This window comes from Acidocella sp. KAb 2-4, assembly GCF_020567705.1.
Lineage (GTDB): Bacteria > Pseudomonadota > Alphaproteobacteria > Acetobacterales > Acetobacteraceae > Acidocella.
Map to the genome: position 1 here is coordinate 66382 of NZ_JAJDJU010000014.1, position 20237 is coordinate 86618.

General features: G+C 56.2%; 18 protein-coding genes and 2 pseudogenes. 11 read left to right on the forward strand and 9 right to left on the reverse strand.

Annotated elements, in window-relative coordinates; translation table 11 throughout:
- The first annotated feature begins 47 nt into the window (after nt 1–47).
- The 7 genes and pseudogenes from LI953_RS10530 to LI953_RS10560 all read left to right on the forward strand — a co-directional run bounded on the left by LI953_RS10530 (nt 48) and on the right by LI953_RS10560 (nt 6660).
- On the forward strand, nt 48–833 hold the full coding sequence (locus LI953_RS10530; RefSeq protein WP_227076029.1) for a PspA/IM30 family protein: 786 nt from the start codon (nt 48–50) through the stop codon (nt 831–833).
- The gene (gene pspAA / locus LI953_RS10535; protein ID WP_048880637.1) at nt 830–1114 is read left to right on the forward strand and encodes a PspA-associated protein PspAA; all 285 of its coding nucleotides are present in this window, start codon (nt 830–832) and stop codon (nt 1112–1114) included. Before LI953_RS10530 ends, pspAA begins: the two co-directional genes overlap by 4 nt.
- A gap of 76 nt (nt 1115–1190) precedes the next feature.
- Complete coding sequence (locus LI953_RS10540; RefSeq protein WP_227076030.1) at nt 1191–2450, forward strand: hypothetical protein; 1260 nt, start codon at nt 1191–1193, stop codon at nt 2448–2450.
- Between the two features lie 307 nt (nt 2451–2757).
- Nucleotides 2758–3606 (forward strand): class I SAM-dependent methyltransferase, encoded by an 849-nt coding sequence (locus LI953_RS10545; RefSeq protein ID WP_227076031.1) that lies wholly within the window; start codon nt 2758–2760, stop codon nt 3604–3606.
- A gap of 140 nt (nt 3607–3746) precedes the next feature.
- Nucleotides 3747–4634 (forward strand): YncE family protein, encoded by an 888-nt coding sequence (locus LI953_RS10550; RefSeq protein ID WP_227076032.1) that lies wholly within the window; start codon nt 3747–3749, stop codon nt 4632–4634.
- 118 nt (nt 4635–4752) lie between these two features.
- Nucleotides 4753–5589: a prolipoprotein diacylglyceryl transferase gene (gene lgt, locus LI953_RS10555; protein WP_227076033.1), complete on the forward strand. Its 837-nt coding sequence runs from the start codon at nt 4753–4755 to the stop codon at nt 5587–5589.
- Between the two features lie 107 nt (nt 5590–5696).
- Nucleotides 5697–6660: pseudogene (locus LI953_RS10560) on the forward strand (IS630 family transposase).
- 110 nt (nt 6661–6770) lie between these two features.
- On the opposite strand, the gene LI953_RS10565 reads toward LI953_RS10560, so the two are convergent.
- From LI953_RS10565 to LI953_RS10575, 3 genes are read right to left on the reverse strand one after another with little or no spacing between them, the layout of a single operon-like run.
- Nucleotides 6771–7964 (reverse strand): hypothetical protein, encoded by a 1194-nt coding sequence (locus tag LI953_RS10565; RefSeq protein ID WP_227076034.1) that lies wholly within the window; start codon nt 7962–7964, stop codon nt 6771–6773.
- 58 nt (nt 7965–8022) lie between these two features.
- Nucleotides 8023–9012 (reverse strand): cation diffusion facilitator family transporter, encoded by a 990-nt coding sequence (locus LI953_RS10570; RefSeq protein WP_227076035.1) that lies wholly within the window; start codon nt 9010–9012, stop codon nt 8023–8025.
- A gap of 3 nt (nt 9013–9015) precedes the next feature.
- On the reverse strand, nt 9016–9660 hold the full coding sequence (locus LI953_RS10575; protein WP_227076036.1) for a cation transporter: 645 nt from the start codon (nt 9658–9660) through the stop codon (nt 9016–9018).
- A gap of 65 nt (nt 9661–9725) precedes the next feature.
- Here LI953_RS10575 and LI953_RS10580 point away from each other — a divergent pair, with 65 nt between their 5' ends.
- Together LI953_RS10580 and LI953_RS10585 are read left to right on the forward strand one after the other, a co-directional pair.
- Complete coding sequence (locus LI953_RS10580) at nt 9726–10130, forward strand: helix-turn-helix domain-containing protein (RefSeq protein ID WP_227076037.1); 405 nt, start codon at nt 9726–9728, stop codon at nt 10128–10130.
- A 111-nt stretch (nt 10131–10241) separates the two neighbouring features.
- Nucleotides 10242–10583: a hypothetical protein gene (locus tag LI953_RS10585; protein ID WP_227076038.1), complete on the forward strand. Its 342-nt coding sequence runs from the start codon at nt 10242–10244 to the stop codon at nt 10581–10583.
- A gap of 403 nt (nt 10584–10986) precedes the next feature.
- Here the strand turns inward: LI953_RS10585 and LI953_RS10590 are convergent, their stop codons facing one another.
- A complete protein-coding gene (locus LI953_RS10590; RefSeq protein ID WP_227076039.1) occupies nt 10987–12708 on the reverse strand; it encodes a recombinase family protein in 1722 nt (573 codons plus the stop codon).
- 521 nt (nt 12709–13229) lie between these two features.
- Here LI953_RS10590 and LI953_RS10595 point away from each other — a divergent pair.
- Entirely contained in the window at nt 13230–14360 is a 1131-nt protein-coding gene (locus tag LI953_RS10595; protein ID WP_227076040.1) for a bifunctional DNA primase/polymerase, read from the forward strand.
- Between the two features lie 92 nt (nt 14361–14452).
- Here the strand turns inward: LI953_RS10595 and LI953_RS15605 are convergent.
- From LI953_RS15605 to LI953_RS10620, 5 genes and pseudogenes are all read right to left on the reverse strand, one after another.
- Nucleotides 14453–14745 (reverse strand): annotated as a pseudogene (locus LI953_RS15605) (SOS response-associated peptidase).
- A gap of 183 nt (nt 14746–14928) precedes the next feature.
- Nucleotides 14929–15459 (reverse strand): SRPBCC domain-containing protein, encoded by a 531-nt coding sequence (locus tag LI953_RS10605; protein WP_227076042.1) that lies wholly within the window; start codon nt 15457–15459, stop codon nt 14929–14931.
- 37 nt (nt 15460–15496) lie between these two features.
- Nucleotides 15497–16606, reverse strand: a complete 1110-nt coding sequence (locus LI953_RS10610) for a DUF1214 domain-containing protein (protein WP_227076043.1) — start codon at nt 16604–16606, stop codon at nt 15497–15499.
- Between the two features lie 28 nt (nt 16607–16634).
- The gene (locus tag LI953_RS10615; RefSeq protein ID WP_227076044.1) at nt 16635–17423 is read right to left on the reverse strand and encodes an SDR family oxidoreductase; all 789 of its coding nucleotides are present in this window, start codon (nt 17421–17423) and stop codon (nt 16635–16637) included.
- Nucleotides 17424–17455: 32 nt separating this feature from the next.
- Complete coding sequence (locus tag LI953_RS10620) at nt 17456–18646, reverse strand: sulfotransferase (RefSeq protein ID WP_227076045.1); 1191 nt, start codon at nt 18644–18646, stop codon at nt 17456–17458.
- Between the two features lie 107 nt (nt 18647–18753).
- On the opposite strand from LI953_RS10620, the gene LI953_RS10625 reads away from it, so the two are divergent.
- Complete coding sequence (locus LI953_RS10625; RefSeq protein ID WP_227076046.1) at nt 18754–19866, forward strand: hypothetical protein; 1113 nt, start codon at nt 18754–18756, stop codon at nt 19864–19866.
- The last annotated feature ends 371 nt before the right edge of the window (nt 19867–20237 follow it).

Below are 20237 nucleotides of genomic sequence, written 5' to 3' on the forward strand. Positions count from 1 at the left end.
TGACGAACCAGCCGCCGCCAAACCCGAACAATGGAGTTAACCGTCACATGAGTTTTTTTGCCCGTCTGAAAACAATCGTTGCTGCCAAGGGCGACGCCGCGCTGGACCGAGCCGAAGTGCCGGCCGAAATGTTCAATCATGCCTATAATCAGATGAACGACACCCTGACCAATCTAAAGCGGGCGATCGTCGAGGTCGTGACTGCACGCAAACAGATCGAACAGCAGATCGACAGACTGGACCACCAGAACGCCACCATTGAGGGTCAAGCAAAGCAGGCGCTGACGATGGGCGACGAGACACTTGCACAGCAAGCCCTGGCGCGACGCGTGCCCTTGCTGGAGCAGCGCAAATCGCTGGAGAGCCAGCGGCAGCAGATGCTGAACAAGCAATCCGACCTCGAAGCGTCCAGTCACCGCCTTGCTGCAAAGATTGCCGCCTTCCGGATAGAAAAGGAGACCTTGGCGGCAACCGCAACAGCCGCCACCGCGCAGGTTGTCGCCGCGTCATCGGTGGCTGGCATCACGGAGGAAATGGGTTCAGTCAATGCCGCAATGGACCGCGCCCGGATGAAAATTTCGCAGCAATCTGCACGGGCCGATGCGCTCAGTGAAGTTGCCTGCCATCTCGATTTCGATACCGGCCTTCCGATTGACCCAGTCCAGTTGCAGCTCAACCAGGCAACCGCGAACGCTGATGTCGCCAGCGATCTAGAGCGGCTAAAGGCGCAGATGGGTTTGGCTCCCTCCAAACCAACCTCACTGCCCAGCCCTGCCCAGCCCAGCCCGCAGATCGACGGGATAATCGAACATCAGCAGGAGAACTCGAAATGATCATCCGCTCGTTTGGTCACGGGCAGTGTGAACTGCCCGAAATGCATGCCAGTGCCCTGGAGATGCTGGATCGCCGACTTCTGAATGCCCTCACTACCGACGACAGATCGGGTTACGACCAAGCATTGATTGAACTACACGATCTGCTCGATCGCAATGCCACGCCGGTGCCGGACGACTATCTTGGCACCTCTGACGTCATCGTGCCTGAACGCGGCACTGATTTTGCGGAAGCCGTGGCACTCGTGCTGCATGGCGATATCGTGCAAGTCAGCACCTGACCAAAACCAACTCCGCGGCTCCAAGGAGTTCCATACGATTTTGGCAGTACGGCCGGTAAAGCCTGAAAGATATACCATGAGCAACCAGACTACCGACAACCACATGCATCCAGGCTTCTTCGCACGAATGCGCGCCTTCATCCGAGGGGAAATTTCCGCCGAGACAATCGAATCTTACCGCACCGCTGGCGGTGTAGCCTACAGCTTCTTCATCGAGGCCGAAAAGAAGCGCGCCGACCTAGCTGATGGTGGTACGTCGCCATGGACGATGAGCGCAGGTGACCGGGCCTATTTCACTGCCGTCTGGATCGGCTTCTCGCTTCAGACCCTGGGCGATGCTTTCATCAAGGCGGATTATGACCTTGATCCCGAGACAGTCGGCTTCGTGCCGCGGATCACCGCCGAGCAGGTGGATCTGTTCTATTCGCACGTCGCAGACTTCCTGGCCTTCGCAGCTGCGGCTGCTGACAACAAGGATTATGTGCTGCCGGGACATCTACCGTTCGATCTGCCCGAATTCGTCGAGGCTGACCCGTGCCCGTTGGCGCATCTGGTCGCCATGTTGGCCGCAGGCCGGGTGATGGTCGAACACGCCGGCATTGCTGTCTCCGACGCGCTGCGCGCCACAAAGGACCGGCCGGCCGAATCTGCTGCTTTGCGCAGTCGGATAGCTGCCCTGCAATCGACCCATGACTCGGCACAGGCACTGCATCGTGATGGTTTCGTACCGACCCCGGAAATGCATATGCGGATCGAATCCCAGATCAAGTCGGTAATCCAGGAGGCGTTCCTGATAGGCCAGTTGGTCGTCCAACCCAACCTGTTGTCGGGCACCGCCTACAACCATCATACGGTGCCACAAGCATCTTCAGGCAACCCTTTTGACAATATTTTCACGCATGGAAAACGGCTGCCGCGACCGGGCAAACCGGGGTTCGACCTGTTCTGTCTGACCTCACCCAGTCACATCTCTCAGTTCAGGCGCGACCCGAAGGCTGGGCCTGCAATGGAATTTCTTTGGACGCATGACCCAAACCCGGACGAAACGCTCACCATCCAGGAGTCAATCTTGGCAGCTGCTAATCGCGGCGACATCAGCGACCGACAGAATGGCAAGACGGCGTGTTATAGCTGCTGCCCTTGGGCGGCGATCTATCTGGTGGTCCGGCCTGTGACTCTGGCCGGCCACCTTATGCGACCCGGTCAGGAATTTGTGTTCGACGTGTCGGCCGAAGAAACGGAGAGAGGGGGACCATTCAGGCGCGAACTTCTGATCGGCCGGTTCTCATCAACCACGAAGACCGATTATTGCACCGGCGGTGAAGATGACGATTGAGGCTCCGACTGCCATCGATACCGCTTCCACCGAGACGACCGAATCTTATCGTGCCGCCGCCGGTGGGGGCCCATTGCCTCTTTATCGAGGTCGAATATCGCCGAGGCGATTACAAGTCAGCCATGTCTGACTATGGACGATCTGTTGTGGCAGCCACAGTCCGGTGGTGAACTGAATTTAGGAAAGTGTCATGATCGCGCATGACAAATAGAATCGGCAGACACCGAAAGACTTCGGATTAGATCGCCAAAATTGCGTCGTAGGTCTAAAAAGCATCGCTACATCAAAACTTGTCGGGGAATTAGTCATGAAGTCTGTTCTACGTGCTGCGATCATGTTCAGTTTTGCCGTTGCCATTTATGCTCCCGCCTTTGCAGCGACCGGAACGGCGGATGATCCGGCCCTCGCTGCCGTAATTGCTGGACCGCAGCGTACGCCTACTTTTGAAGCACGCGATAAATATCGCCACCCCCTACAAACCCTGGATTTTTTTGGAATTCGGCCCGACATGACGGTGGTTGAAGTATTGCCGGGTGCCGGCTGGTTTACCGAAATTTTGGCGCCCTACCTAAAAGACCATGGCCAACTTATTGAAGCCGCCGAGCCACTCTCCAGTGCAAATCCCTACGCCCGTAAAATGGCCATGATGTTTCAAAAGAAACTTTCATCTGATCCACAAGTTTATAAAAACGTCCTTGTCATGCCCTTCGATCCGCCCAATTATATGCCGCTTGGCGCGCCAGACTCAGTCGATATGGTTCTAACTTTTGATAATCTCCACGACCTTGTCTATTTAAATACTCACAGGGAAGTGTCAGATTTGGAGATGCAAGCTTTTCTGAGGTCAGCCTACCAGACCTTGAAACCTGGCGGCGTTTTGGGAATTGTTGAGCACCGGGCCAAACCCGGCAGCGATGTGTCGGACACAATCGCCGCAGGGCGGATACCGGAAGCATATATGATCCTACAGGCCAAAAAAGCTGGTTTTCAACTCGCGGCTACTTCCGAGATAAATGCCAATCCTAAGGACGACAGCACCTACCCAGTATGGTTTTTACCCCCGACCTTGGAACAGGGCGAAAAAGACCGAACAAAATACTTGGCTATCGGAGAGAGCGACGCAATGACTTTGCGCTTTGTAAAGCCCAACCTTTAGTGGCCGGTTGGGGGCACATAATGAACCGAAATTGTGAGAATAAAACAATGAAGTTATCTCGACGCTCCGCCTTAGCTTTACCGCTAATCGGCCTCAGCCGACCCGCATTCGCGTCAAATGTTCGACCGCTTGCCATGGTTATGAACTCTGCCTCGGCCTCTATTAGCCTGATCGACATGGATACCCACCAGGTTATTTCCACGGTGCCCACCCTTCGTGAGCCGAGCCACTGGGCGCTTTCGCCGGATCGCTCCAAATTGTATGTTGCGGATGCTAGTGGCAATTCCCTTTTTATCCTGGACCCGATTACAGGGGCGGCGCTTGGACATAAAGTTACAGCTGATCCGTATCAATTGGGATATACGCCAGATCAGAAATATTTAGTAGTAAATGCTTTACGACTAAATTTCGTTGATATTTACGAAGCTTCGACACTCAATCTTGTTAAGCGCTTTGCGCCGGGATCAATGCCGAGCCACTTGAGTTTTTCGCCAGATTCTAAATGGAGTTTTAACTCATGTCAGGGCGGCAATATTCTAGCGTCCTTCGATCTCGATAGCATGACGACAAGATGGATTGTGAAAGTTGGCCCTACGCCCGCCGGTGTTTTGTGGCATAACAATAAAATCTTAGTTTGTATCATGGGAAGCGATCATATTGCCGAAGTTGACCCGCTAAATGGGACAGTCTTGCGCCGGATTAAAACGGGGGTTGGCGCACATAACCTCTTTCTGTCCCCTGATAAAGCAACGATCTATGTGTCTAACCGACTCGGCGGTTCCGTTACGGCGATTGATCCAACCACACTCGCGGTCCGTCGAAATTATGTTCTGCCGGGTGGCCCGGATGATCTAGGTATAGCGCCGGACGGAAATCTCTGGATCAGCCTGCGCTTTGCTGAGCAGGTGGCGGTGATGAACCCAGAAACCGGAAAATACTCAGCGATAGACGTAGGGCGTTCTCCGCACGGCATTTTTTTAAATACTCAGATGCAAAAATCTGGGGAGCTTACAGCCGAGGTCTTATGACCGCTTAAGACCGACGCCAAATGTGCCGCCAACTTTTTACTAAGCGACACAGAGTGGCATCGTTAAAAAGACGATTGAGACAAAAAGCTAAACTAATTTGATGAAGGCGGAAATTTCGATGAAGCCGATGATGTGGCCACACTTTGATCCCGTCCTTGTGCGTGTCGGGCCTTTCGCAATCCATTATTACGCTCTGGCTTATATCACCGCGCTGTTGATTGGCTGGCGCGTTGTGCGACGGTTGGTTTCATTGAACCCGGTGGCCGCGACAGGGGAGCAGGTTGACGATTTTCTGACGTGGGCCACGTTAGGCATCATTCTAGGCGGTCGGTTAGGCTATGTATTATTCTACCAGCCAATATTTTTCTTTACTCATCCTTCGAGAATGATTGCCGTTTGGGATGGCGGTATGAGCTTTCATGGCGGCTTTCTGGGCGTGACGATCGCCATTATCTGGTTCTGCCGAAAAAACAAAATAGCTATTCTACGGTTTGCAGACCGCGTCGCGGTTACAGTGCCAATTGGCCTATTCTTGGGAAGACTTGCTAACTTTATTAATGGAGAACTTTGGGGACGGCCCGCTGCCGCATGGTTTCCATTTCCTATGATCTATCCGCAATCTGGCTCCTTGGTGCCGCGCTACCCCTCCGAGTTGATTGAAGCCTCGCTAGAGGGGGTGTTGCTTTTTATTATAATGGTGTTTGCATCCCGCTCCGTAAAAGTTCGGAATAATGTCGGTATGCTCACTGGCCTATTTATCTTAGGATACGGTGTTGCGCGCACTACTGGCGAATTTTTTCGAGAACCGGATTGGTTTTTAGGGTTTTTGCCGTTTGGCTTCACGATGGGCCAAGCGCTTTCTATTCCGATGATTTTTGTCGGTGGTGGCTTGTTGTTTTGGGCGTCGGGGAAAGTGGGGGCCGCTGATAGCTCTAAAGCCGATAACTTGATTTGATTCGCTCTCTTCGCTAGAGCGTTTTCCTATCTGAATGAATCGGAAGGGATTCCCAAAGCGGCTTTGATCTGATTCAAGATGTGTGCTGGCGAAGGAGGCCGGCATGCATGGCGAAAGCGATTTCCCTTGATCTTCGGCGGCGTGTCTGTGCTGCCATATCGGAAGGTCTTTCGTGCCGCGAAGCGGCGGCACGTTTCAAGGTCAGCGCGTCCAGCGCGATCCGCTGGCAGGCGCAGATGAGAGCCTCTGGTGACATTGCGCCGTTGCGTAACGGTGGTGATTGCGTAACGGTGGTGATCGTAAGTCCGGCCGGATTGAGGCGGAAGCGGAGTTCATTCTTCGCCAAGTCGAGGAGCGCCGCGATATCACGCTGGCTGAACTGCAGGAAAAACTTGCGGCGCACGGAACCCGGGTCGGCATCGGGACGCTTTGGCGGTTCTTCGACCGCCGCAAAATCACATATAAAAAAAGACAGCGCATGCGGCCGAGCAGCAACGCGCCGACGTAGCGGCTGCACGCGATAAATGGGTGGCCGATCAGCCTCTCCTGAACCCCGAGAAGCTGGTGTTTATCGATGAGACCGGCATCACAACCAAGATGGCCCGGCTGCGCGGCAGAGCTCCAAAGGGTAAGCGCTGCATCGCCGCAGTTCCTCACGGCCACTGGATGACGACAACCTTCACCGCAGGTCTGCGCCTGGGCAAACTATCCGCGCCGATGGTGCTGGACGGTCCCATGGATGGTGAGCACTTCTTGGCCTATGTCGAGCAGTTCCTGGTTCCCGAGCTGACGCCAGGCGATATCGTTGTCATGGACAATTTGCCAGCACACAAAATTACCGGCGTGCGCAGCGCCATCGAGGCCGGCGGCGCCCACCTGCTCTATCTTCCGCCATACTCCCCAGACTTCAATCCTATCGAGATGGCCTTCTCAAAATTCAAAGCTCTCATCAGAGCCTCAGAACCAAGAACCCTCGAAGACCTCAGGAAAGCCGCCGCCAACGCAATCGAAAAATTTATCCCAACCGAATGCAAAAATTTCTTCGCCAAAGCAGGGTATCAGTCAACTTGATCGGAAAATGCTCTAACATTTGCATAATTCAAATGTGTACAGCCGCTGCATGTAAAGTTTTTTTGAAGCATTTTGGCGATATGGTCAGGCCATATATAAGATAGCCATTTCTATAGAACCGGAAATAGCCAGAATACGACACCGACTAAAGCGATAAAGGCGCCGCTCAAAACTTCGCCATACCGTTCAAAGCGGCCAAAACTGACCCGTTGCAGACTGGTCGTGGAATACACGCAAAGCAGCACATAGGTCGCAATCGTACTGATCGCGAACACGATGGCCATCAGCCCGATCACGCCGACGCCATATTTACCAGCCGCAAAAAATGCCGGAATTCCCTCGACCATTGGCGACGAACCGAGGATCAACAGCAACGCGGTGCGTGACGATGTTTTGTGCTGATGGACATGCAGCGGCGGTGCAGCTTCGGTATTGGTCGCAATGTTGTGAGTATTTTGCGCGTCATGATCATGAAAATGCTGATGCGCCGGACCGTTGCCATGCCGATGGATATGGGCATGGCGGACAAGGACAACCTCTCCACCGCGCAATGGCGCGTAGAGCGGGTCATTCTCAGGTTCTTCACCATGGTCGTGGCCGTGATGATCATGCGCATGCTCTATAAATTCAGCGGGATATTTATGGGCGTGGCCACCGTGCTCGACCGTGATCTCAACGGTAAACCCGTGGGGCTCGGGAATTTCGTCAACCGATTCCCAGTAATCTTTGCGTTTGACCATCGTAAAAATTTGCCGCGCGCTATTGTCTCGCAACGTCTCGACATCGATTGAATCCGCCGTTGTGCCGGTCAGCCGAAAATGCGGCGGCTGGCCGGATTCAAAGATCGACAACTTCAGGGCGCCATGGCCGGTTTCAATCTCCTGGAGTTCAGGCCCATGAATTCCGTCCGGTCCAGGCGTGCCGCCAAGATGGGAAAAATCGTGACTATGGCCGAGCGCATGACCATGGGTGTGGCCATGGCCACCAGAACCGCGCATCTCACGCAGAGCGGAGACCGCGATCCAGCCGCCAAAGCCGATTAAAGCGAGGCTCGCCGCGGTGTCGACAACATGGCCGAATTTGTCTGCGAAGGCGACACCAGCAATCCACACCGCGATGCCAATCACCAGCGTCGAGAGAACATGACCAACACCAGCCTTGAAAGCCGCCTCGCCTGTCTCGCGCTTGGACCAGCCGCGCTGGCGCGCGATCAGCGTGATCGGCACCCAATGGTCCGGCACGATTGTGTGCAGAATGCCAACACCTGCAACGGCGGCGATCAAGAAAAAAGCTTGCGCGTTCATACAAAAGTCTCCACAGACTTATTTTGTAAGAGTCAGAAATTCGTTATCAAACTTTCCTTTAGACGGTCTCGTTTGAGTGCAACCCGCAGGCGTGCGCGCCGGTGCCATCCTCAACCTGGAACGTTGCATGGCTGATGCCATGATGCTCTTTCAATTCTTCAGCCGCCTCGTGCAACAGCCCATCATCCAAACCCGCACCAGGCCTGACCAGATGCGCCGTGAGCGCTGTCTCTGTTGTACTCATGCCCCAGATATGAAGGTCGTGAATGCCGGAAACGCCCGGTAATCCGCGCAAATAGGCCTCGACCTTCGCGGCATTGATGCCCGGTGGGACGGCATCCAGCGCCAGCTTCATGGAATCTCGTAATAATGACCATGTGCCAGCCACAATAATCGCGCTGACGACAAGGCTGATCGCCGGATCGACCCACAGCCACCCGGTAAAGTAAATCACCGCACCGGCGATTACTACGCCCAGAGCGACGAATGCATCAGACGCCATGTGCATGAAAGCGCCCTTGATATTGAGATCATCCTTGCGCCCCGCCATGAATAGCAATGCCGTGGCGCCGTTGATCAAAATGCCGACGGCCGCGACCACCATGATGATGGAGCCGCCGGCCGGTTCAGGGTCGATTAACCGCCGGATACCTTCCCAGGCGATGCCACCGGTGACCACCAATAATATAATCGCATTGCTAAGGGCCGCCAGGATGGAGGATCGCCGGAGCCCGTATGTGTAACGGTGACTAGGGCGACGCCGCGCCAGGATCGAGGCCGCCCAGGCGCTTGCCAGACCCAACACGTCGCCGAGGTTATGTCCCGCATCGGCGAGCAAGGCGAGCGAATGAGCGACCACACCATAAAACGCTTCGCCAACCACGTAAGCGAGGTTGAGGATGATGCCGATGGCAAACGCTTTCCCGAAATTTGCCGGGGCGTGCGCATGTCCATGGCCGTGGTGGGCGTGCCCCTTATGGCCATCATGGTCGTCGTGATCATCGTGGCGGTCATTGTTGCCGGCGATGGCGTGTTGGTGTGCGGACATAGGTTATTCTCCGGCGGGGATGGGACGCGGTGAGGGGTTCAGGCGCAGTTCGGCATGCGCCTGGCGGAGTATCTGCAAACCGCCTTGCAGGCCCAACGCCCCCATGACACCGGCAACAATAACATCTGGCCAACCTGTATGGGTGCCGAAGACACCAGCCGCGGCGAGGAGTACGATCAGATTTCCGATCGCGTCATTGCGCGAACATATCCAGGCCGAGCGCCGGTTCGCATCGCCGCCGCGGTAACGCCACAGCATGAGCGCGACACCTCCATTCGCAAGCAATGCCGCGAAACCGACGCCCCCCATGACGACGGCGCTCGGTAATGTCCCGGCATAAGCATGCCAAGCCGTGTTTGCGAGGACCCATGCTGCAAATGCCAGCATGGTCCAGCCTTTCGCCAAAGCGGCGCGGGAACGCCAGGCGAGCGCCATGCCAGCAACACCCAGGCTGATGGCGTAATTCGCTGAGTCGCCGAGAAAATCGAGTGCATCGGCCTGCAAAGCCGCTGAACCCGCCGCGGCCCCTGCGACGATCTCGCCTATAAAAAACCCGCCATTGACGATCAGCGCGATCCAGAGAACGCGTCGCCATCCCGGGTCTAGGACGGGCGTGACCGTAGCAGGGGCGCAGCAACTTTTAGACATTCTCATCCTCGACGAAGTAATGAAGGATGGTGTATGCACCCTGTAGCAGCTACAGGGTCAAGACCATGGATCATGACAGTTTAAGCATCGGCGATCTGGCGCGTGCGACCGACACCAAGGTTGAGACGGTCCGGTATTACGAACGGGCCGGCCTGCTCCCCGAACCCGAACGCACTGCCGGTAATTACCGCGCCTACCGCGCTGAACATCTGGCGCGGTTGAGCTTTGTGCGCCGTGCGCGCGATCTAGGGTTTTCATTGGATCAGGTCCGCGAATTGCTGCGGCTGGCCGATCAGAAAGACCAATCTTGCGCTGAAATTGATGTCATCGCCCGTGGGCACTTGGCCGAAGTGGACCGCAAAATCGTGGATCTGACGGCCTTGGGCGCCGAGTTACGGCAGATCGTCGGCCAATGCGGTCATGGTACGGTTGCTGAATGCCGGATTATCGAAGCCCTTTCACCTAACTGAAACCAATCGACATTCGCGAAGCTTTACTGTGTTTGCCGATGCTAACAACGTTCCAAATTGGGTTGAAATGATCACGCTTTAACTTCCAATAACTTCACCGCGGAGATTACAGTGTCAATTTTGCCTGCCCTGCTCATGCTCACCTTGGCAGCATTTCTCGAATCCGGAGGTGACGCATTGGTTCGTAAAGGGTTGGGCGTAAGCGGTATGCCGCGCGGGCTCTGGTTCGTTGCGGGTGCCGCCACATTGTTTATCTATGGCGTCGTCGTCAATCTGCCAGGCTGGGATTTTGGCCGCTTACTTGGCGTTTATCTGGCTTTGTTCTTTGTTGCGGCTCAGGTGATTTCCTATTTTGCATTTGCCCAGGGTCCAACCATGCCCATTCTGGTCGGAGGCGCGTTTATCGTGATCGGCGGTCTGATCATGACGTTTTGGCAGGGCGCATCAACTTAATCCTCGCTCGGGGTTGTAGCGCCCGTAGTGATGTGGCTCAAACGGCGCTTGTGAGCATCGTGAGGATCTTTCGACCCAGTTGTATTAAAGGCATTCCGCGATTGCCTCGCGCCGCTAAAGCTCGGCCACGCCGTCCGGACCGTGCCTCCGGTCTCACGCGAGGCGGACCTTGTTCTTCACCGAATCTTGCTCACGAGGCGTTTGGCTGGCGCAAAACGCTGACCAATTATTTTAGTCTGATCCAACGGCATCGACAACCCACCTTAATAGAAAAGCTCAGTTAGGGCATTTTGGGGCAAAAATAGGTTTGGCACGTTGTTTTTAAGTGTAAAAATTAGTGTAGTAAGTACATAGTTTAAAAAAGCTCCAGAATTTAATTGAGAAATTTTAATCATCGTCAGGCTCATAACCTGAAGGTCGTCAGTTCAAATCTGGCCCCCGCAACCAACGAATCCGTACTTCCGGAACAAAGCAAGCCCGTGCCCCCAACAGCACGGGCTTTTGCTTTTTTGCGCCCGGAATCAGTTCCGTCATCCGGCAGATGCATGAAGGCGGCAAGGTCGCCCCGCAGTTCCACCCGGTACTGACCGCGTCCTTCCTCCGGGTAAATGATGATCGCGTCGATCAGGCTGCGCAGGGCCTCAGTGGCTGCCGCGGCGAACTCGGAATTTTGCAGACCTTCCTGCAGCAATTCAACGCGACGGCGATAAACCGCCGCCAAATTGGGATGGAGCTCAATCAGCGGCTCGGGGGTTTCTTCGCGCGCCAATTCGGCTGCGAGGTCATCTTGCCGCTGTTCGAGCGCCTGAAGCTCGTTCACCAAGCTGCGGCTACCACCCGTATCCTTGATCGTCGTCACCAAAGATTTGACTTGGCGACTAAGCCGGGCCTGCTCCGCTACCAGCTTGGCCCGGCGCGCACCGCGCTCCTGATTGGCGATTTTAACCTCATGGCAATACGCGTCCACGAACTTCTCAACGAGTTCGGGCGCCAGCAGGTAGCGCTTAAGCCCCTCCAAGACACGCGCGAGCAATTTTGCCTTGGGGATAGACCGGGGGTTGTCACATTTTCCACGGTAATGATGCGCGGTACAGCCGAGACGCTGACCCTGGCCGCCAACAACAGATATCGCGCCGCCACACAGGCCACAACGCACCAGTCCTGAGAGCGCCCAGGCGGGACGCCGCGCGCGGTTAAGGCGCGCGCCAATTGTCGGTACCTCTTCGGTATCGGCATTCTGTTCTTTGAGGATTTCCCGCTTGGCTTGCAGGATCAGCTGTGCCGCGTCCCACAACTCGGCGTCGATGATCTGCAACTCGGGAATGGGCTTGAAGGTCCATTTCTCGGGAGGATTAGGGCGGGAAATACGTTTGCCCGTCATCGGATCCTTGGCATAGCTCTGCCGGTTCCACACCATGACCCCCGCGTAGAGGCGATTGCGCAGAACGCCCGTCTCTCGGGACGCATTGCCCAACAGAAGAGAGGCCGACCATGAGCCGTCACGTGGGCCGGGCACCTTCTCCGCGTTTAGTTGCCGCGCGATCGCGTAAGCCGATTGCCCGCCAACATAGGCCCGGAAGATCCGGCGCACGATCGCGGCTTCCGCCTCATCAATGGCACGATCGCCCGTGGTCAGCGTGCCCTCAGCGGTGAGCTGTCTCACCGGGCGGTAGCCGTAGCAGATACCGCCGGGGTTCTTGCCGGCCTGCACCCGCCCCTCGAGCCCACGGTGGGTCTTTTGCCCCAAATCCTTCAGGAGCAGGGCGTTCATCGTTCCCTTCAGGCCGACATGCAGCTCGGAAATCTCACCTTCCGCGACGGTCACAAAGCGAATCCTGGAGAAATCCGTCAGCTTATAAAAACGCGCGATGTGCTCCTGGTCACGGCTGACCCGGTCCAACGCCTCCGCCACCACGGCGTCAATCTGCCCGGCTTTGATCGCGTTCTGCAGCGCGAGGAAGCCGGGGCGCCGGTCCGTGGCGCCGCTGATGGCGAAATCCGTGAACACCTCCACCTCCCGCCAGCCCTGCCGCGAGATCAGTTCACGGCACACCCGAACCTGATCCTCGATCGAGGCATCTCTTTGATTATCCGAAGAAAATCGGGCGTAGATGGCGGCACGCATACGGCGGCGACTCCTGACTAGGCGGTGGCTCACCCTCAAGATTACGGCATCCAGGCCTGAAAGCCAGTATAAAGTCAGGGCGCTACCGGCCTAGAATCCATCCCTCCCAGCAGGCTCCGCGCGCAGGTGGCTCGCTTCGCTCCCGCTGGGAGCCGTTAGCGACGGCGATCATGCCCAGCAGCCCAAGTAGCGCGTCAAACTGATCTTCCCCGTTCGCGTGGCTCCTAAACCCAGCATCCAGCCCGGATCGCGCCCGGTCGGTGAATTTGGCGCCATGAGCAGCGGCCCGGCCTAAAATCGCTGGCGCCTTGCGCTGGCGGTCAGCTTGGCGCCGCTTGCTCTCACCGGGGACGAAGCCAGCATTCACCATGCTGCAGGACGCTGAAATTGCCCCGAACCGCCATGAGGAGAAGCCTACAAATTTAGTGCGGGCCTAGAAGCCGTCGTGTGGGCAGGGCGGCTGAGCTGCGCAGGCGACCAAGCGTGTTCAATCGACGGGGGCATTTTTCCGAGGCCCCTTCATGATCAAAATTCCCCCGTCTATTACACTAGGCTGTGCCCAGCCTGATGAGGCTTGTGTCGCGGCCAAGCCGGTTGGCGCCTTTGTCAGGCAAGCGGCAGCGGCTTTGGCACACGGCTTCGCGGTCATTCCCTGTGGCGGTGCCGACGGGAAGCTGCCGCTGGTCAAATGGAGTGGGATCAAAAGGCCGCAAAGCGAGGTTTGGCTGCAAAAGCTGGTGCTCCGCCCAGACCTGCAAACCGCCAATCTTGGCATTATCTCCGGCGCCTCGGGCGTCACCGTCATTGACTGTGATACCCCAGGGCGCCGCGCTGCGTTGGAGGCGCGTTTCGGTGAGACGCCAATCGTCGTCGCCACGCCTCGGGGTGGTTTGCACCTGTATTACAGCTCGGAAGGGGAGCGGTGCGGGCGGTTTGAATTCGATGGAATCCAGGGGGACATCAAGGCCGAGGGCGGCTTTGTCGTCGCGCCTCCGAGCATGAGGCAGTTCGAGGGTGGCGGCGTTGGCTCATACGAATTTGTCGAGGGCAGCTGGGCATGGCGGGAGGCGCTGCCGCCGCTGAAGAAAGGGGCGCTCGAAGGCATCTCGGGCAAAGCCGAGCTGCGGGATTACAATCCGGGAACGGTGGAGGTCGGGTGGCGCAACACGAGCCTGTTTGACGCCCTGCGCCAGGACGCCATGGCCATCCACTCGGAAACCGCGTTATTCGAGCGTGCCAAGATGATCAATGCCGGCTTTGCGGTGCCACTCAGGGACGCGGAGATCCGGCGGACCGTGCAGTCGGTTTGGCGCTACAAGGCCGAGGGACGGCTGTTTAGTTCGGAAAGGCCTGGGATTGCCATTCCAACGGAGGTGTACACTCAACTTCGGCAAATCCCTGGGGGAACCGACGCCTTCATGTTGCTGGCGGATCTAACGGCCAATCATGCCGCGCGCGCCAGCAGGGGAGAAGACTTTGTTATTGTCCCCGAGGCGCTGGAGGCGGCGGGCAGGATGTTCGGCTGGGGCACGAAGCGTTACCGCAACGCCATTCAGACATTGCTGCAAACCGGCTTGGTGAAACACACCCATGTTGGCGGCAAACGGCGCGGCGATCCGCATCGGTACACTTTTGGGCCTTGGGCAATTTAGCCCACCGTCATGGTTAGACTTCCCACGGGGCAGTCAATGTAAACTACATTCTGTTCTTGGGATAGCGAGCCGAGGTGGCGGCGGCCGAGCTTCTAAGCGACATTGTCCAGCAGGCTGGGGGTGTTGTGCCTGGGATCGTTGACGTGGCGGCTCACCGGCCAAGCCCGCAAAACCTCGTTCCCTGGGGGATGGAGGAGGTCGCAGAGGACGCCTTCTTGCTCCCCCAGCCACAATGGCCAGTCCCGCTTCTCGATGAGGACCGGCATGCGGTCATGGATCGGCTGGCGAGGGCGTTGGCGCTGGTGGTGATAATCGTGAAGCTGCGTAGCTTCACGCCATCCGCGCCCTGCCAGATATCCCATAATCCCGCCAGCAGGAAGGAGATAGGTGGACGAGTTTTACCCTGCCCGCGGAGGAACGATTCCGCCGCTCCCGTGGTCGGTTTTTGCGCCGGCGCTTATAAATAACGGTTCGACAATCAGCCACAGGGCGTCAGGGAGTAGAGGTAAGGCCATCTCCTCCCATGAATCACCCTATCCGAGCCGGGCAAGAGGTTTTGAAAGGGACTCTAAGGGCTGCCAGACCGGCTCTGGTATAAAGCCTCGCTGTAGGCCTTCAGCGCCTTGGCCGTATCGTCGAACGCCCTCTTGATCCAAGGACCGGCGAAGCGGAACACGTGGATGCCGTTCACACCCAAGAAAGCGTCGGACGATATATAACGGCAACTTTCAGGACTGGTCGACTCCAAAACCTGATCACGCCGCGCGGGGTAGGGCCAGCTCTCAGCATAGGGAAGCCGCCAGGAGAGACGACGTTCCGGTTCATAGGCGCAGACATATTCGCAATTCGGAATCAGACTGCCCGGCACGCAATAATTCACCAGGCTCATCTGCACCGGCGCACCCAATTCCAGCGTTGAGGCGGCACGAACACAAAATGGGTTCCATTCCCCATAACGTTCCAAATCGATTAGAACCTTCCAGACCACCTCCACTGGGGCCGCGATTTCGATTACGTCGCTGACGGTAACCGCATCAGGGTCAAACCCTTCCCGAGGGTCCTGCACCACAGTCGGATGAATTTTACTCCATTCAAGCATTTCTTTGTTCCTCTTGCCGTGTTAACGGCTTTTGTGTTCATTCGACCATCATTCTTGGCTGGTCAAGCTTGATGACTTCACATGCCGGCACAGGGTGATCTTCCGCCTCGATCCAGCGCCACAGGGCGGTGCCATGCAAATGGCCGGCGAGATCAACCCAATTACCAAAGCCGGGATCCTCCTCGGAGCAAACTATGACAACGCTACCATCTGGTTCGTAGTGCGCCTGATGCCCATTCAGCCATATTTTATGGTGCACATAGTCAAGCGACTCCATCCACCAATTATCGAGCTGGAAATTCCACATCCGGCATTTTGGCGGGTGGACCCGCAGCACCCAGGCTTCGCCCGGCTGCAACTCGAAATAGGCGTGGCCATACCAGATTTTGGGGTCACCGCCAGCACGCTGAAATATTGTTTGATCAGTTTCATAAATGCGGTTTGGCCGCGTCTTGAACCATTCCGACCAGTCTGCAAATGTATTGGCTGTGCCGCGCACAAAAGACGCAGCCGCTGTCAGCTGCTTGGCGATGACCTCCGGCGTCAGCAAGGCCGGCTTAGCTGGTCCTCCATTGATGCGTTCAATGGCGATCTCAGCGGGTTTTTGCGTCTTTTTGTCGTGGAAAGTTTGCCGCACAATCAGCAGCGTGCTGTCATCCGCCATCGGCAGCCAGTTACCGGGGCTGGGCTGGCGCGACACAATGATTTCAAAATCGCCATCCTCCGTCACGACTAGATTTGAGAGTTCAACCTCCCCAGTAGATATCATCGTACCATTAGTCGCATAGCGGTTGGCTTTGGTGCCGAAGCTAAGGTATGGAACACCATTTACCCGACCTCTGATCCGGTAAGTCCTGTCACCGCCAATAACAGCCTGCTCGTAGATGTTATCGGGGTTGTCCGCACCAATCTTGATCTTATCGTCAGCCAGTTTAAAAAGCCTAGGAAAATCGGGGTCGGCGCTGTCAACATGCATGTTAAGCGCGGTCCGCGTCAAACGGCTGAGATAACGTACACCTTCCGCTTGGTCGAGCGGCGTGCGCGGCGAGCTCTCCCGGAGCAGCACGCTACCCGCCTCAGCTAGCTGAGCGCAAAAGTCCTCCCAGATTCGTTCTAATGATGTCTGATTCTGCTGGAACTCGGTCATAATCAACCTCCTGCTTTGGTGGAGCCGGTTAGGGACTCATCCACTGTCCGCCATTGATATCCAGCGTCGCGCCGGATACGACCCCGGCGTAGTCTGACAGCAGCATGAGGACAGCGCGCGCGCAGTCATCCTGTGGCGGAATTACCTTGAGCGGAATATCGTGTGTAATTTCGGCGATTATATCAGCTCGGCTGCGGCCTTTAATCACTTCGATATCGATATAATTTTCCACCGGCGCCCCATGAATCCAGCCCATGCGGCAAGTATTCACCCTGATGCCATACTGGCCCAGATCTGCCGCCATATATTTACTCAGTACATTGAGCCCGCCCTTAGCCGCGGCATACCCCATCTCCATACCATATGCGCCACCGTAGGGGCGCACAGTGGCCATGGTTGAAATATTTACAACGGCGCCGCCTCCTTTCAGGAAGGGAATACAGGCCTGGGTCAACCGCAGGGCGCCCAGGCAATTCACGTCGAAGACATTAGCCCAATCCTGCGGATCAGCATTTGCGACGAAGCTCCATTGGCCGTGCAAATAGGCGCTGTTCACCAGCCCATGTATGCGCCCACCGAACGCCTGCGCACTAGCTTCGGCCAATGCCTGGCATTGCGCGGCATTGCTTACGTCGCAGGGAACAGCGATGGCCTGGCCGCCTTTTCCTGTAATCTCGGCAACCAGCTTGTTCAGGTAATCCTTGTTGCGCGCAGCCAGAACGACACGCGCTCCTTCCGCCGCCGCGAGATTCGCCAGCGCCTGCCCCAGGCCCGGCCCCACGCCACTGATCACCACAACCTTGTCACGCAATAACATCTTGTATTTCCTCCCACACACAATTCAAAAATTCAGCGAATATAACGTGCGCGGTATCCGGAAAAGTCCTGCTTGATCGCCTCTTCATCGAGGCCAAAACGCACGGAAGCATAGTCATGCATGGGCCGCTGCTCACGCTGATTCCCCGCCATAAACTCCTCCAATGCCGCATCGACCCGCGCATCCCGCGCGATCCCCATGCGCGCAAGCACCTTCTCCGCCTGCGCCAAGGGCGCACGCGCGACTTCACGGTAGTCAATATCGATAAAGCGTTCTTCGCCAAGTTCCGCTCTTGCTACCTCAAAGCGGCGCATCCAATCGACTAGCCGCGCGGACCAAAAAGCGCCAATCTCGTTGTCGGAGATTGTCGATGCAAGCTTGTACAGCGCAGCCTGCATGGATACGTAGGATGGCACGGTCTGCAATGGATCGCGGTGCGTCATAATAAGCACCGCATTGGGAAAAGCCTGTGCCACCACTTTGGTATACGGAAGATGCGAGGGGCTCTTCAAAATCCATTTGCAGCCGCGACGGGACGGATCCTGCCACTGCAGAAATTTCAGGATGGTTTTCAGATCCTCGTGCCCGCGAGATTGGTCATAACCGTTCAACCACTCAGCGAAAGAGGGCACAAAGGTCATCGCCTCGACCATCGTTGAGACGAACATCTGCCCCAGAATCAGGATTTCCTCATCCGGCGCATCCGGATCAAGCGGGTGGATCGAGGCCAATTCCGGCGCCAGTTGCAGCCAGCCATCGATCATCGCCTGGGCATAGGCCCGCCTCTCAACCGGATTGCCGGGAGCCTCATTGGGAAATGGCGCAAAATTCTGTGCCTCGTACCAGCGAATCGCAGTCATACCCGGTGCGGAGGCAAGCAACCGGTGAAAAATGGTGCTTCCTGTACGCGGAAGCCCCAGAATGATGCCCGCCACATCAACGGTCTCATCTAAAATTTCCGGATGCTTCCTGATGCACTCGACCATGCGCTGACGGTTGGCAAGCCCTTTGACGATGCTCTCCGTCTGTGCCGCAAACCCCTGTGGCGTCAGCCGTCCTTCGGCGTTGGCCGCGGTGATGTAGCGGTCCATTGGTTCGAAGAACCACGTGTCGCCAAAATCTCGCAATCCGGTGCGTGCGCATGCCATATCTAGCAACGCCCCTCGTTCGAGCAAGAAGGTATTTTCTAGAGCAGAACGTGCTCCTTCCGTCAAACTGGCCATTGCCTTCCTGCTTCCTCCTGAGACTATCTACGCTCACTGCGCGCCCTATTGTCCTTTAGATCGGACATTGCTATCGACTTTGAACCTGCCATATGGGATCATTGGTAATGGACCGGTTGGAGCTTGATGACGCCCTGATTGCTGCTCTTCATGAAGGGCCGTTCGAAGACAGCCTATGGAATGATTTTCTTAATAAATGGCGCGTGCGCATGCGTGCCGACTATACCGGTATCATCTTTCGCCCGCCTGACCGACCTTTCGCCCAGGTTCTTGAGTTTTTCTCTGGTAGACGCGCACCCGCTGAATTGCAAAAACTCTATGATGAGCAGCTGTATAAAGTAGATCCTTTCGAGACACTTCACCTCCAGTTGCAGGAAGGGCGTGTTTACGCCTTGCCTGAATTATTGAATGAGGCAGATCCTATGCATGCCGCATTCCGGCGCACCATGTTGGAGCCAAGCGGAATCAATTTCATGCGACTAATAAGGGTAACCGAACCTAGTGGCGTCAGCGCCTGGCTAAGCATGGCACGTGCCGATGAGGACTTCAGCGCCGCAGAAGAGGAGTTGCTCGCGCGCCTGACTAAACATTTTCGGCAATCCCTGCGTAGCCGTATTGTCCTGGAGCGGCAACGACAACAATCCAGCGTTGCAGACGATGTTTTCTCTCGTCTCAATTTCGGATGGATCACCATCGATACCACGGGGTCTATTGTCGAGGTAAGCCCCTCAGCGCATAGGATGATGGTCCAAAATCCTGGACTCACGATTTCCAAGAACGGCCGCCTTAACGCCAATTCTCCGGCCGTGCAACGCAAACTCTTTGCCTCTCTCACCCATATATGCTCAGCAGTCGCGCCGCGGCCGCGGGCACTCAACATCTCAGATGATCCATGGCTTAATCTGCTGTTGGTGCCTCTCGTCAGGCCGGCCATATCCACTGCCCGCACACCGGTCATGATCGCTTACCTGCAAGGCGACACCCGCACCACAGCCGATCGGCATGAACAGATCGCTGAACTCTTTGGCTTGTTGCCAAGCGAGGCGAGACTTGCTTGGGCGCTTAGCCGCGGCCAGTCAATTGCCGAGGCCGCGGAAAATCTTTCCCTCACGATCGGTACAGCACGTAATTACTCCAAAAAGATCTATAGCAAGATGGGCGCGCGCGGGCAGGCGGATCTTGTACGCTTTATACTCTCCAGCGTGTTGGCGCTGGCCTAGATACTGTTTTAGAAGATTCTGATTTTTTATAAAACTAAGCCCTACCAATTGTGCAAACGCGCAACTATGCGATTCCTCACAATTTTTTTAAAACTGCATGTTATTGAAACGGTTCCCGCAAAATCCCTGCACCTGCTTGACCGAGCAAGGACGTATGTAGCAATGCCATATGGCAGGTCAATTCTTTATGTTCCTTAGCTAGGAAGGGGCAATTAATAGGGGTATTAGCCATGCAATACGGGAATGCAAAACGATCGCCGTCGGAGACTCTGACGCATTTACAGCGTCTTGAGGCGGAATCGATACATATTATGCGTGAGGTTGTTGCGGAGGCTGCGCGGCCTGTGATGCTGTACTCGGTTGGCAAGGAT

What these genes read in the sequence shown, in the direction of transcription:
- LI953_RS10530 (WP_227076029.1), top strand. Translation starts at nt 48, where the DNA reads ATGAGTTTTTTTGCCCGTCTGAAAACAATCGTTGCTGCCAAGGGCGAC.
- pspAA (WP_048880637.1), top strand. Translation starts at nt 830, where the DNA reads ATGATCATCCGCTCGTTTGGTCACGGGCAGTGTGAACTGCCCGAAATG.
- LI953_RS10540 (WP_227076030.1), top strand. Translation starts at nt 1,191, where the DNA reads ATGAGCAACCAGACTACCGACAACCACATGCATCCAGGCTTCTTCGCA.
- LI953_RS10545 (WP_227076031.1), top strand. Translation starts at nt 2,758, where the DNA reads ATGAAGTCTGTTCTACGTGCTGCGATCATGTTCAGTTTTGCCGTTGCC.
- LI953_RS10550 (WP_227076032.1), top strand. Translation starts at nt 3,747, where the DNA reads ATGAACTCTGCCTCGGCCTCTATTAGCCTGATCGACATGGATACCCAC.
- lgt (WP_227076033.1), top strand. Translation starts at nt 4,753, where the DNA reads ATGAAGCCGATGATGTGGCCACACTTTGATCCCGTCCTTGTGCGTGTC.
- LI953_RS10565 (WP_227076034.1), bottom strand. Translation starts at nt 7,964, where the DNA reads ATGAACGCGCAAGCTTTTTTCTTGATCGCCGCCGTTGCAGGTGTTGGC.
- LI953_RS10570 (WP_227076035.1), bottom strand. Translation starts at nt 9,012, where the DNA reads ATGTCCGCACACCAACACGCCATCGCCGGCAACAATGACCGCCACGAT.
- LI953_RS10575 (WP_227076036.1), bottom strand. Translation starts at nt 9,660, where the DNA reads ATGTCTAAAAGTTGCTGCGCCCCTGCTACGGTCACGCCCGTCCTAGAC.
- LI953_RS10580 (WP_227076037.1), top strand. Translation starts at nt 9,726, where the DNA reads ATGGATCATGACAGTTTAAGCATCGGCGATCTGGCGCGTGCGACCGAC.
- LI953_RS10590 (WP_227076039.1), bottom strand. Translation starts at nt 12,708, where the DNA reads ATGCGTGCCGCCATCTACGCCCGATTTTCTTCGGATAATCAAAGAGAT.
- LI953_RS10595 (WP_227076040.1), top strand. Translation starts at nt 13,230, where the DNA reads ATGATCAAAATTCCCCCGTCTATTACACTAGGCTGTGCCCAGCCTGAT.
- LI953_RS10605 (WP_227076042.1), bottom strand. Translation starts at nt 15,459, where the DNA reads ATGCTTGAATGGAGTAAAATTCATCCGACTGTGGTGCAGGACCCTCGG.
- LI953_RS10610 (WP_227076043.1), bottom strand. Translation starts at nt 16,606, where the DNA reads ATGACCGAGTTCCAGCAGAATCAGACATCATTAGAACGAATCTGGGAG.
- LI953_RS10615 (WP_227076044.1), bottom strand. Translation starts at nt 17,423, where the DNA reads ATGTTATTGCGTGACAAGGTTGTGGTGATCAGTGGCGTGGGGCCGGGC.
- LI953_RS10620 (WP_227076045.1), bottom strand. Translation starts at nt 18,646, where the DNA reads ATGGCCAGTTTGACGGAAGGAGCACGTTCTGCTCTAGAAAATACCTTC.
- LI953_RS10625 (WP_227076046.1), top strand. Translation starts at nt 18,754, where the DNA reads ATGGACCGGTTGGAGCTTGATGACGCCCTGATTGCTGCTCTTCATGAA.